14 protein-coding genes are annotated in these 11,586 nt (G+C 63.4%); 5 read left to right on the top strand and 9 right to left on the bottom strand.

The genetic code is table 11. The features are described from left to right. Nucleotides 1-139: 139 nt before the first annotated feature. The 5 genes from QN357_RS14560 (at nt 140) to QN357_RS14540 (ending at nt 3,678) form a co-directional block, all read left to right on the top strand. On the top strand, nt 140-1,180 hold the full coding sequence (locus tag QN357_RS14560) for a zinc-binding dehydrogenase (RefSeq protein ID WP_323505100.1): 1,041 nt from the start codon (nt 140-142) through the stop codon (nt 1,178-1,180). 54 nt (nt 1,181-1,234) lie between these two features. Further along, nucleotides 1,235-1,567, top strand: coding sequence for a carboxymuconolactone decarboxylase family protein (locus QN357_RS14555; protein WP_134445777.1), 333 nt, complete (start codon nt 1,235-1,237; stop codon nt 1,565-1,567). Nucleotides 1,568-1,575: 8 nt separating this feature from the next. After that, entirely contained in the window at nt 1,576-1,977 is a 402-nt protein-coding gene (locus QN357_RS14550; protein ID WP_134445778.1) for a cupin domain-containing protein, read from the top strand. A gap of 370 nt (nt 1,978-2,347) precedes the next feature. Next, the gene (locus tag QN357_RS14545; RefSeq protein ID WP_134445789.1) at nt 2,348-3,232 is read left to right on the top strand and encodes a fructose bisphosphate aldolase; all 885 of its coding nucleotides are present in this window, start codon (nt 2,348-2,350) and stop codon (nt 3,230-3,232) included. A gap of 44 nt (nt 3,233-3,276) precedes the next feature. Then, nucleotides 3,277-3,678 (top strand): DUF6855 family protein, encoded by a 402-nt coding sequence (locus tag QN357_RS14540; protein WP_134445779.1) that lies wholly within the window; start codon nt 3,277-3,279, stop codon nt 3,676-3,678. Between the two features lie 80 nt (nt 3,679-3,758). Here the strand turns inward: QN357_RS14540 and QN357_RS14535 are convergent, their stop codons facing one another. The 9 genes from QN357_RS14535 to QN357_RS14495 all read right to left on the bottom strand — a co-directional run bounded on the left by QN357_RS14535 (nt 3,759) and on the right by QN357_RS14495 (nt 11,122). Then, nucleotides 3,759-4,322, bottom strand: a complete 564-nt coding sequence (locus QN357_RS14535) for a GrpB family protein (protein WP_134558827.1) — start codon at nt 4,320-4,322, stop codon at nt 3,759-3,761. A 35-nt stretch (nt 4,323-4,357) separates the two neighbouring features. Further along, entirely contained in the window at nt 4,358-5,521 is a 1,164-nt protein-coding gene (locus QN357_RS14530; protein WP_134445781.1) for a globin domain-containing protein, read from the bottom strand. Between the two features lie 166 nt (nt 5,522-5,687). After that, entirely contained in the window at nt 5,688-6,161 is a 474-nt protein-coding gene (locus QN357_RS14525; RefSeq protein WP_323505099.1) for a DUF1990 family protein, read from the bottom strand. Nucleotides 6,162-6,234: 73 nt separating this feature from the next. Next, a complete protein-coding gene (locus QN357_RS14520) occupies nt 6,235-6,576 on the bottom strand; it encodes a hypothetical protein (protein ID WP_134564464.1) in 342 nt (113 codons plus the stop codon). A gap of 71 nt (nt 6,577-6,647) precedes the next feature. Further along, nucleotides 6,648-7,769: a nuclease-related domain-containing protein gene (locus tag QN357_RS14515; protein WP_323505098.1), complete on the bottom strand. Its 1,122-nt coding sequence runs from the start codon at nt 7,767-7,769 to the stop codon at nt 6,648-6,650. Between the two features lie 136 nt (nt 7,770-7,905). Then, nucleotides 7,906-8,784, bottom strand: a complete 879-nt coding sequence (locus QN357_RS14510; protein ID WP_323505097.1) for an SDR family oxidoreductase — start codon at nt 8,782-8,784, stop codon at nt 7,906-7,908. A 373-nt stretch (nt 8,785-9,157) separates the two neighbouring features. Then, nucleotides 9,158-9,736, bottom strand: coding sequence for a uracil-DNA glycosylase family protein (locus QN357_RS14505; RefSeq protein WP_323505096.1), 579 nt, complete (start codon nt 9,734-9,736; stop codon nt 9,158-9,160). A gap of 97 nt (nt 9,737-9,833) precedes the next feature. Continuing rightward, entirely contained in the window at nt 9,834-10,094 is a 261-nt protein-coding gene (locus tag QN357_RS14500; protein WP_134450068.1) for a hypothetical protein, read from the bottom strand. Between the two features lie 686 nt (nt 10,095-10,780). After that, the gene (locus QN357_RS14495) at nt 10,781-11,122 is read right to left on the bottom strand and encodes a hypothetical protein (RefSeq protein ID WP_134561593.1); all 342 of its coding nucleotides are present in this window, start codon (nt 11,120-11,122) and stop codon (nt 10,781-10,783) included. Between the last annotated feature and the right edge of the window lie 464 nt (nt 11,123-11,586).

Genomic DNA, 11,586 nt, shown 5'->3' with positions numbered 1-11,586 from the left:
TTTCCCAGACCAACAACCCCAGCCCAGGAAATCCGTCGGCGTTTTAAACTTCGCCGTTACTGACCCACGCTCCTAGCAACCATTTCCCACAATTTCTCAACCATTCGACCAATCGACAGCAACACATCTGGAGATAGCAATGAAAGCGATATACATGTTCGGTGCTGGCGACGTTCGTCTCGTCGACGCCCCCGACCCCGTCGTGCACGACACCACCGACGCCATCGTCCGAATCGTTCGGGCCTGCGTGTGCGGTTCCGACCTGCACCCGTTCCACAGCATGCCGAGCACCCCGGGTGGGGTGTCCATGGGGCACGAATTCATCGGCGTCGTCGAGGAAGTCGGATCCGACGTCCGCACCCTCGCGCCCGGCGACCTTGTCATCTCTCCGTTCGCCTTCTCCGACGGAACGTGCGAATTCTGCCGCGAAGGCCTCTACACCTCCTGCATCCACGGCGGATTCTGGGACATGCCCGGCATAGGCGGCGCCCAGGCCGAAGGCATCCGGGTCCCCTTCGCCGATGGGACCCTCGTGAAAGTCCCCGGCATCGACGAGAAGTCCCCGCTGCTCACCTCGCTGCTGACCCTGTCCGACGTCTACGGCACCGGGTGGCACGCAGCCAGCCGCGCTGGTGTCACCGCCGGAGACACTGTCGCGGTCATCGGTGACGGAGCGGTCGGCCTGATGGCGGTCCTCTCAGCCAAGCAGCTCGGCGCCGAGCGCATCATCCTGATGGGGCGCCACCAGGCGCGCACCGACCTCGGGCGGGAATTCGGCGCAACCGACGTCGTCGCAGAACGCGGCGACGAAGGCATCAACAAGGTCCGCGAACTCACCGGCGGTCACGGCGTCCGGAAGGTGCTCGAAGCGGTCGGGCATCTGCCCGCCTACGAACAGGCCTACCGCATCGTCCGGCCCGGCGGAGTCATCAGCCGCGTCGGCGTTCCCCAGTATGAGGACGCACCGATCGGGTTCGGCAGCCTCTTCGGCGCCAACATCACCCTGACCGGCGGCCCGGCTCCTGTGCGGGCCTACATCGAACGGCTGATGCCGGCGATCCTCGACGGCACCGTCAACCCCGGAAGGGTCTTCGACCGTACCGTCACCCTCGACGCCGTCCCCGAGGCGTACCGTGCCATGGACGACCGCGAAGCCCTCAAGGTCATGATCGCCTTCTGAACGACACACTCCTGCCGCTCCCCGCACCATCGACCACCCCCGGAAAGGAACACCATGACCAGCCAACGCACGCAGGTCGGAGGAGGCCGGAACCTGTTCGGCGACTTCGCTCCGAAACTCGCCGAACTCACCGACGACGTCCTCTTCGCCGACGTCTGGAACCGCCCCGAACTCTCCGCCCGCGACCGCAGCCTGATCACCGTGGCCGTACTCACGGCCGGCGGGAACACCGACCAGTTGACCTTCCACCTCGATCACGCCGTCAAGAACGGCGTAACCCAGATCGAACTCATCGAAGCCATCACGCACGTCACGCTCTACGCCGGCTGGCCCCGGGGCATGGCCGCAATGGGCGTCGCCAAGCAGTATTTCTCCAAGAACGAGTAAGGAACATCATGATCATCGAACCTGCAGTACCGACCACGCTCAACCCGGCCGCCCAGTTCGCCGGTGAAGTCTGGCTCGACCCGATCGCACTGCCCCACGAGGCCGACCAGCGCATGGTCGTCGTGACGGTGCGGTTCGCTCCAGGAGCCCGCACCGCCTGGCACTCCCACGAACTGGGCCAGTACGTCCGCGTCACGCAGGGCGTCGCCCGTTTCGGAGCGCGAGACGGCTCGATCATCGAGGTCCACCCCGGCCAGACGCTCTACACCCCGCCAGGCGAACAGCACTGGCACGCGGCAGCCCCCGGCGTCTTCATGGAGCACATCGCCATGGTTCAGTCGGGCGACGACCCGGCCAAAACCACCACCTGGCTTGAGCACATCACCGATGACGAGTACAACGGCAGCTAAAGGCCGTCTGCCGACAATTCCGTGCGCGAGTTCCTGACGCTGCGACGCCGGGCATTCGGGGAGCCGCAGCCGCCACTTGGGGTTCCGGTGCGACGGAGGTGGGTGCGGCCGGGTTCGTGAGTTCTGCACCAGACCGGCCGTCTTGGCGAAGCTGGTGCGGGCGCCGGTGGCATAGCCCAAGGCACCACGCAGGTAACGTCCCCGGGCACCAATCGAGTCAGTCCATCCGATGACGCTGGCTCAGCTTCGAGAATCACCCGGTGCCGGCACGAAGCCTGGGCCGACAGCCGGAAATCGGCGCGGTGAACCGCTCGGGCGACGATCACCGCTCGCTAAACTGGACTCGAGTCCACGACCTTTTGGAGGGACTTTGAATACCGAACAAGCAGCAAGGATGAACACCGGAGTCGGCTTCGTCGCAGCACTTGACCAAAGCGGCGGCAGCACGAGTGGCGCTCTGAAGCTCTATGGCATCGACCCGGCCTCGTACGGCAGCGATGAGCAGATGTTCGACCTGATGCATCAGATGCGTGCCCGTGTAATGACGGCCGCAAGCTTCACCTCCGACCGCATCCTCGCGACGATCCTCTTCGAGCAGACCATGGACCGCACCGTTAACGGCCAGTTGACGGGTGAGTACCTCACCGCCCGAGGTATCGTGCCAATCGTCAAGGTCGATCAGGGCCTGGCCGCTGAGGAGGACGGCGTCCAGTTGATGAGGCCCCTCACCAAGCTGGAACCCCTCCTCACCCGTGCCGTTGAACGCACGATGTTCGGCACGAAGATGCGTTCCGTGATCAAGTCAGCCAACCCCGCCGGAATCCAGGCGATCGTCGACCAACAGTTTGCCGTCGCCGCGCAGGTTCTTTCCCATGGCCTGGTGCCGATCTTGGAACCCGAAGTCGACATACATGCCCCTGACAAGGCCGAAGCCGAAAACCTGCTCAAAGCCGACGTGTTGGCGGCCCTCGACCGGCTCCCCACCGACCAGCCTGTGATCGTCAAGCTGTCGATCCCGACGGTACCCGACTTCTACACCGACCTGATCGAGCATCCGCTGGTATTGCGGGTGGTAGCACTCTCCGGTGGCTACAGCCAAAGTGAGGCCTGCCGATTGCTGGCCGAGAACCACGGTTTGAGCGCCAGTTTCAGCCGGGCGCTGCTCGAGGGCCTTACCGTCCAGCAATCGGACGCAGCCTTCAACGCAATGCTGGCCACCTCCATCGAGCGGATCTACACGGCGTCCACGACCTGACCCCCGGCATTCCCAAGCTGCGGGGTGCGTGATATACGTAGCTCATGACCACTGGAAGCAAAGACGAACCGTGGATTCTGTCCACCCCGCCGGGTACGAGCCAGTACACGATGTACCGCGACGAGTCGAGCACACCACCGAGCCTGGTCTGCCAGGTCGGATCAACAAAGCTCAGCTACGACGCCCGAGCCGTTGAGGACCTGCACACCTGGCTCACGGAGCATGGTGATTGGGTACCGCTGGGTGCCGCGGACGAGAAGAAAGTCCCGGCTGAGGGGAGTGTCGAGGCGTGGGGCCGGTCCGAGTCCAACCCGCTCGGCGGCTGGTACGGGCTCCGGAACGGATACCGCGGGCGATTCGGCATGTATCTTCCGCCGTTGCTCGAAGCGCTCGGACTCGCCGAACTCACCCACGACCCCCGCAACAACAGCATGCGCGCACGCTAGAAGTCCCTCCCTGCGGTCCCGTATGACAACGGGCCGTCGGATCCACAGGACGGCAGCTTCCCTGCGACATTCTGGTGAGGCTAGGTTCCGGAGGCAAGTGCACGCGCAATGATCGCCGCGATGACGTCGGTCTTGGCTTCGGCGTATGCATTCATGTCGTCGAAACCCCCACCCAACAACGCGCTCTTGGTCGCTTCATATAGGGACCGGTCGTCAGCATCCGCACGAAGACGGTTGCGGAAGAGGAGGTACCTGTCGATAGCCGGATCGCCTCTTTGCAGGATGTGGATGTGCACATCGCGTGCCGAGGTTCGAACCAGGCGATGGCCGGGCTCACGAACGCGCAACTCGTATCCCACGGATAAGAGAGGTCCGAGATAGTCCTCCTCCACCGTGATATCGCCGACCGTGACCAGGATGTCGATAATCGGCTTGGCCGCCAGCCCGGGTACCGAGGTCGATCCGATGTGTTCAACCTCGACTTCCGTCTTTCCGAGCGCCTTCCGCAGACGATTCTGGTGGGCAAGGAAGATAACGGGCCAGCTGTCGTCATAGGCAACGAGTTCCAGCTCGCGCTTCTCAGATCCGCCGACAAGCTCGACCGCTACAACGTCTGGTCGACGCGATACGAAGTCCTTGGTCATGCGATCATCCTCGCATCGGTTTTGCCCGGTAGCGCTCAGACGCCCGCGAGCCAGAGGTCGGGTCCGAAGATCTCGTAGTGGATGCGATTGGCAGGGACCCCTGCAGCCAGCGCCTGCGAGCGCAGGCTGCGCATAAACGGGAGCGGCCCGCACAGGTAGACCGAGGCGTTGTCGGGAATGGTCACATTCTCGAGAGACATGAAACCCTCGTGGTGACCGGCGCTCGGGATTTCCAGCCACAGCTCCAGCTCGGCGGCCTCGAGCAGGGCGATGTCCTCGCTCATCTGGTCGCGCAGCGCCCAGCGTTCCAGGTTGCTTTCGGCGTGCAGGACGAGCACTTCGCGCTTCGAAGCACCGTCCACCAGCGAGCGCAGGATGGACGCGCTTGGCGTGCAGCCGATACCAGCCGAGGCCAGGACGAGCGGGCCGTCGCCGCGGTCCAGGGTGATGTCCCCGCAGGGCACAGAGAGGATCAGCGTGTCGCCGACCTGCACGTCGCGGTGCAGGGCTGGGGAGACCTCGCCGTTCGCATCCAGCTTGGTGGTGAAGACGCGGGTCGTGGCCGTGCCGGCTGACAAGGAGTATTGCCGCACCTGATGGATGCCGTCGGGCATCCGCACGGTGACGCTCACGTACTGGCCGGGCAATGCGGGCGAGACCGGGGTGTCATCGGCCGGTTCGAGGGTGAACGTGACGGCGTCGGTACCGGCCGTTTCCTTCTTCACGACGACCCAGGGCGCGAGGGGCTTGTCGCTTGCGAGGCCGGAGTAAAGTCCGCTCTCCATCTTGATCAGGGCGTGGGCCATCAGCCAGTAGACCTCGGTCCAGGCACCGGCGATCTCCGTTGTGATGACGTCGCTGAGCTCGTCGGCGATGGCTTCGAAGAGGTATTTGTAGACAATGTCGTACTGCTCGGGCCGGATGTCGAGGGAGACGTGCTTGTGCGCGATGCGGGAGAGCATGGCCTCGGGAGTGGTCTCGGGATTCTGAACCAGGTGCGTCGCGAACACTGCGATGCTGCCGGCGAGTGCCTGCTGCTGAGAGCCGTTCTTCTGATTCGAGCGGCTGAACAGGCCGTCGAAGAGCTCGGGGTGGGCGGTGAGCATGCGGCCGTAGAAATTCCTGGCGATTTCGGGCATGCGCTCGCCTACGAGGGGCAACGTCGCTTCGATCAGGGGCAGAGACTGGGCAGAGAGCATGTTGACTCCAAACATTTAGGTATTTAAATCAAAACTATCATTTTAATTTCGTATACGCGGATTCTGCGACGTGCAGGACGTTCCGAGCGCAGTGAAGCGCCTCAAAGGACGACTCCGGCCAGAGAGGAAACCCGGCTCATGCTCAGAACCAGCCCGCGCCAGTGGCTCAGCGAAGTGACCGCAGGTAGCGTCTACGCGCGATCCGTTGGGCGATGAGCAATAGTGGGTAGAGGGCTCGCCAAGGCTGCTGTGGCGCAGGTCGCGTGAGCGAGCGCACGGTGAGACGCACCTCGTCGCCACGTCGGTGCACGATGAACGCCTCTTCACCACTGACCGGGTGCCCAGGCAGGGTTCGGTATGCAAAGCCGACCCGGTCGGACTCCTTGACGACCTCAACGACCTCCACGGGCTCGACAACGGTCACAGTGAGCACACGTGCGGTGACGATGACATGGTCCCCCTGTGACACCGGCCCGGTCGAGTCGACCGCAAACCCGCTCGCTGTTTTCACCCGCCACCGGAGGACGTCCCTGGTGGCGCGCTCCCAGATGGCGTCACCATGCCCCAGGAGCGCCGACACTTCGGAGCGCCGGTACCCACGGTCGCTCGCCGGCCATTCACCACGTTCCGGACTGGTCATGCGTCACCTCGTTCGCTCCGTCGAGTGCATTCTCGACCGGAGCCGCGTAGGTCAGCTGCATTTGTCCGGGGCGTCATTGAAGAGAGCCACCCAGTCGCAGATCGCGCCAGCCGAAGCCGTCCGAATCGGGTAGCGCGTCGCGGATTTGTGCGTCGTTGAAGGGGAGATGGGGACGGAGATCATCGGGTAGCTCGGCAGCGGGCAGAGCAGCATCTGTGACGCCTTCGGCCAGCATCCGCGCTTGGGCTTTCGCCAGAAGCGGCACCGTCAGCGTGCGTCTCAGACCAGGATCCTCCAGACCGCTCAACCGCGTGCTGCCATAAACCCACGCCGCGTATGCCCAGTCGTCCAACCCTCCGACGAGGACGTCGTCCTTGGGCGAGCGGTTATGCATTCCGTTGGACTCCAGACTCAATAGACGCTCCGGGTAGGCGCAGCGTTACATCAATCCAGCCGCTGTGGCCGGGTGGCACTCATCGCGTTCATCTATTGCGTGAGCCGGCGGATTACCCAGAGAACCGTGCCGACCAGAGCCGCACCGAGCGCGGCCACCACTCCAAGATACAGGAGCGGCGCGAACGCCACGAGCAGCGACGGCAGAACGCAACCAGCCGGGGACGTGCACGGCTGGTTCGCGACGCCTTCGATCACTGACATCGCTGCGATGATGAGTCCGCAGGCGAGCCACAGCTTGACGAGGTCACCCAGGGTCACACGCTCTCGACGCTTACGTCGTGCCGGGGAGCGGGACGGAGTCGCGCGACTGCGGGCGGGAGTGCGATTCAGAGCGCGGTTGGGAGCACCGGTCGTGGGTCGAGTGGTTGTTCGAGTCGCCGCGGTCTTGGCTTGGGAGGGGACCTGAGCGGCAACGTTGAGCGTCCCGACCTGAAGAACGAGTCGCTCGAATCGTGGCATTACCCGCAGGGTGTCGGCCGCTCGCGGGTCCACATGCCAGGTTTCCGGCTCTTCGGCTGCGAACTCGATCAAGGCCAATTCGCTGTCGCTCAATTGCTGAGGCCGGGCCACGAGCCAGGAGACAAGGTTCTTCGCATCCACGACAGAGACCGCGCCCGCGGCGGGGGCACGCTTGTCGTTGATCGACCTCGCACCGAGAATCGCCAGGACGGAGATGACCGGCACGGGGAACCCGACTTTTGTCGTCAACCGTCGGCCCACATCCATCGCGTCACTCTGCGCCTGCTTCAAATGCCGGGTGTTGACGTTGTTGACTCGAAGCACGAAGTCGCCCACCCAAATGGATGCGCCGGCGTGGTGTTTCGTGTTGATCGCGAACACTCCCCCGGGCCCGATGACGAGGTGATCCACATCCTTGGTGCCGGCACCGATCGGCACCGCATGCCGCACAAACCACTTCGGACCTAGCGCAGCAAGAAGCAAGCCGACCTCGATCTCGCCGAGAGCGCCCACGTACCAGGACCGGGCATCCGCGTGAAGCATCACTCCGTCGGAGGACCGTAGGGAAGGATCGAGAGCCTCAGCGTCAGCCTGGACCTGCAGGCATTTCGCCGCCACCGAATAGCCAGCTCCGCGCGAGGACAGCGCCTGAATGCCCGCAAAGTCAACGCGCCCACCCACATCGTCAGACATTGGCACCCGTACCCCCGAGGCCTGACGCTACCCGCATGCGACGAGCAGCCGCTTCCCCCAATGCGGGGCCGAGCAGCCATGTTTACGCCAGGACCGTCTACCCTTCCGTCAGGATGCGATGCGGTTGACCGCAGACTCATCGCGTGATTGCATCGGGCCCGATCGTTCGTTCTTGGCCGTTCGCATCCAGGACGCGGACGTCCAGGGGCATGCGATTGCGGCGGCGTAGTCGTCCGGTCAGTACGCTATGAACGCCGCGGGTCACCAGGGCCACCTTCGTCAGGCTGCGAAACTCGGCAGCGTCCGACGTGACAAGGTTCAGGAGAGGACGCGCGGCGGCCTCCGGGGCCTGCCCCCACAGCCCAACGACCACCTGGAGTGCAGTTAGACGCCCTTCGTATCCTGGCTGTGACGTGATGTGGCTGAGAAGGGCTGTCGTCACCAAGCCGGGGTTCATACCGTGAACGCGGACTCCGGTTCCTTTGGTTTCGAGTCGTAAAGTCTCCGTGAACTGGCGGACCCAACGCTTACTTGACGCGTATGCGTTCTGCATCGCGACCGGGCCTTGGTCGCCTTGGCCGTAAAGGTTGACGAGGTCGCCGTGGCCTTGGGAGAGGAACACCGGCAGTGCGACCCGTGACCCACGAAACGTTCCGAGGATGTTCGTTCGCACCACGCGCTCGAAGTCGTCGATCGGCGTGGATGCCGTGGGCCCGTAAACGCCAGAGATTCCAGCGTTATTGACCCAGATGTCGAGCGTCCCTTGCCGGAGGGCCTCGTCACGAAGAGTCTCGACGTCGGCCATTTCCCCGGTGTCGCAGCGACACCCGGAGACCGAAATGCCCTCCAGTCGAAGCCGTTCGACGGCGGCTGCGACGTGGGCTTCCGAACGGGATGCCAGCACAACGGTTGCACCCTGTTGGCCCAACAACCGGGCCACAGCGAAACCAAGGCCGCGAGTGGAACCCGTGACGACCGCCACGCGCCCGCGAAGGGCACCCTGCTGGGCATCCATGCCTCTCCTCACGCCGCAAGCCTCACGCCGCTACCGCAGGAGAAGTGCCGCGAGGGCATTAGTCCCACGTTTGACGCGACGGTTACTGACCCGGTCGCGTCCATGATGGCACGGTTGCGGTTCGCGCGTTCGGACCGACCCTGCTGCGGAGTCGATCGTGGAGATGGCTGGCGCAGCACGGAGTCCGTCGGCACGTCTTGATGAACCCAAGTCGACCTGACCCGCTACCTCAGCATCAGCGGTTTCCTCGTCACCGAGCTGACTCGCCACCGATACACCCGGCAGATAGTCGGAATCTGGCACCAAGCCTGACGTTGATACTCCCGATGCAGACCCCGAACAGCCGGGACTCTGTCGATGACACGCTGGGCGCTTACTCGATCGCGTCAGCGACGGAGGTCCTCAGCGCGGGCACTAGGTCAGTCTCGAACCAGGGATTGCGCGCTTGCCACCGGAAGTTGAGCGGTGACGGGTGCACCACGGGAAACACATCGGGCAGGTACTCTCGGAACGCTCGGACAGTCTCGGTGAGGTTGCGCTTGCCACGGCCGACGAGATACTGGTCCTGCGCGTACTTGCCGACGAGCAATGTCAAACGAATCCCAGACAGCTGGCCGACGATGAGCGGATGCCACCGCAGTGCAAAGTCTTTTCGTGGCGGCAAGTCGCCGCTGGTTCCTTTGCCCGGGTAGTAGAAGTCCATCGGGAGGATCGCGAACAGCGCGGGATCTCGGAATTGATCCTCCGTCACACCCAGCCACAGCATCAGCTTCGCGCCGCTCGCGTCGTCCCAGGGGATTCCGGAGGCTTCCGCCTTCTGTCCGGGCGCCTGACCGATGATCACAATCCGAGCGGCAGGGTCCGCGACGAACAGGGCCCCCACGCCTCGCTTCGCCCAGGCAGCGTTCGAGGGATCGGTGTCAATGGCCTGCCGGATCTCGTCGAGGGTCACGTGTCCCTCCTGAGCCGACTCGCCAAGCTCGAGAACGGTTGCAGCATTCTGCAGACAGTAGCAGTTGTGAAAGTGCGGCGCCGAGATCGTGAAATCGTCAAATTTTGATGCGAATAGTTCCCCGGTAAGCGCCCTTGTCATCGTCGCCGGGCAAGGGGGCCGGCGCGGGCAAGATCGACTGGCGGTCCATCTCTACCTGCGCTTCGTAACGTGTCGGATTGAATGCCTCATCGGCGATTGTCATCGATCCGCCTCGACGCCTCTGATTCCAGGAGAAGTCGACCCACCCCTTGCGCTGCCCGACAATGGCTACAACAGTGATCACGGTGATGACACCTGCAACGATTATCCAGTTCACCCTTCAAATCTAGTTTGATTACATTCCGAGGTGGCGAGTCTCTTGGGGCCCCTTCCCGGAGCTGTTGCGGTCAGGCCAAGTCCTTGAAGCTGTCCTCGCCGGGGCGCCAGACCATCCACGCTTCGTCGTGGAATCCCCTGAGCTCGGCGATCTCAACGTAGACGTCTTCTTTCTCAGGGTGGATCACGATCGCGCCCGTGTCGAGGTCAATGCGGATACCTGCCCCGGTGGATTCGCGACGTCACCGTGCCAGGGGTCAATCGGCGTAGAGAATCTGCGTAGCCACGGTCCTGCTGCGGCAGATGCGAACGGCTTCTAGAAGAAGTCGAAAACGAAGCGGCCAAGCGCCCGCAGAGATCGGCCAAGACTGCGCACCCACCCGATACCGCGGCGTCTCGATTCTGCCCAAGTGGCGCCGGCCACCATCACTGCGGCAACCAATGCGACGAGCAGCGCGACCTCGACAATCGGGCCGGGCAGACGGACTACACCATCAAGGGCGATGACGATTCCGGCTGCGAAAAGAACTACAAGCCCGAGGACGGTCGTCCACAACGGCCAACGGGACCTTGGTCGGTGTTCCTCGGGCGGCAGCACAGGCCAGACGCTAGCACGCGAACTCCCATTCCATGCAAGCATGACACTCATGCGTGACGCCGACTGCCCGGCATCTAGAGCGGCCTACGTCACGCGTTTGAAGGAGGGCTGCCAATTCCGAGCTCCCACGGGCCCGCACCCGACCAGATCAATACGAATGCGCACGACTGCCCCAGCGTCGAGCCCTGCTTCGCCTTGCCCACCAAATCAACCGTCATCAGCTTCGGGGAGATATCGGAGGCACTGCTCATTTCGCGTCCAACCGGAGAGATCTTGGAACACTGTTCGAAGACGACACCCGCACTCTCGGCAGTGTATGCCGACGCTGCGGACGTGAAGAGATCCTGGAGCGCCTGCTGGTCCCCGGCGTCAATGGCCGCGATCACCTGCTGACGAAGCTCTCTTGCCGATCCGTCAGGGGGCAAGGACATCGTGGGCTCATCGAATGCGGTGCACCCGGAAAGCACCAATCCTGCGAACGTTACAACGAAGCACAGGAGAAAACGCTGGGGGTGACCGCGACCCCTTCTGGACGATATCGGCATTAGATTTCGCGGACTGACCGGGCGTCGTCGATTCCGTGGTCAAGCGTCCTGCCGGCTGCCAACTCGTTGACTTTGTTATTCGAACTCATCTCGACACGCGGCCACGCAACACGCCCAGAATTCAGTACGGCCGAGTTAGAGAGGGATCGTTGCATCGCGCTCTTCATCTTCCCCATGGGTTTGATCATTGCAGCCCCCGCGGGCATTGCCCAGAAGTGCGCAGACTCACTGCGGTGCAAGGCTGTCGACCCGGCCCAAACCATTTCCTTTTAGGGCTCTCCTGACGTTACCGTGGGTGGTTTCCGAGCGCCTTAACGAGTGCACGCCGCTCTCCGTCTAGGTTTCTAACT

Source organism: Cryobacterium sp. RTC2.1, from assembly GCF_035018685.1.
GTDB lineage: Bacteria > Actinomycetota > Actinomycetes > Actinomycetales > Microbacteriaceae > Cryobacterium > Cryobacterium glucosi.
Note: the sequence above shows the minus strand (reverse complement) of the source record. Positions and strands in the feature narration are given on the sequence as shown.

Coding starts and splice junctions, on each gene's coding strand:
- QN357_RS14515 (WP_323505098.1), bottom strand. CDS start 7,769: ATGTCTGACGATGTGGGTGGGCGCGTTGACTTTGCGGGCATTCAGGCG.
- QN357_RS14550 (WP_134445778.1), top strand. CDS start 1,576: ATGATCATCGAACCTGCAGTACCGACCACGCTCAACCCGGCCGCCCAG.
- QN357_RS14540 (WP_134445779.1), top strand. CDS start 3,277: ATGACCACTGGAAGCAAAGACGAACCGTGGATTCTGTCCACCCCGCCG.
- QN357_RS14530 (WP_134445781.1), bottom strand. CDS start 5,521: ATGCTCTCTGCCCAGTCTCTGCCCCTGATCGAAGCGACGTTGCCCCTC.
- QN357_RS14560 (WP_323505100.1), top strand. CDS start 140: ATGAAAGCGATATACATGTTCGGTGCTGGCGACGTTCGTCTCGTCGAC.
- QN357_RS14535 (WP_134558827.1), bottom strand. CDS start 4,322: ATGACCAAGGACTTCGTATCGCGTCGACCAGACGTTGTAGCGGTCGAG.
- QN357_RS14495 (WP_134561593.1), bottom strand. CDS start 11,122: ATGTCCTTGCCCCCTGACGGATCGGCAAGAGAGCTTCGTCAGCAGGTG.
- QN357_RS14510 (WP_323505097.1), bottom strand. CDS start 8,784: ATGGATGCCCAGCAGGGTGCCCTTCGCGGGCGCGTGGCGGTCGTCACG.
- QN357_RS14555 (WP_134445777.1), top strand. CDS start 1,235: ATGACCAGCCAACGCACGCAGGTCGGAGGAGGCCGGAACCTGTTCGGC.
- QN357_RS14525 (WP_323505099.1), bottom strand. CDS start 6,161: ATGACCAGTCCGGAACGTGGTGAATGGCCGGCGAGCGACCGTGGGTAC.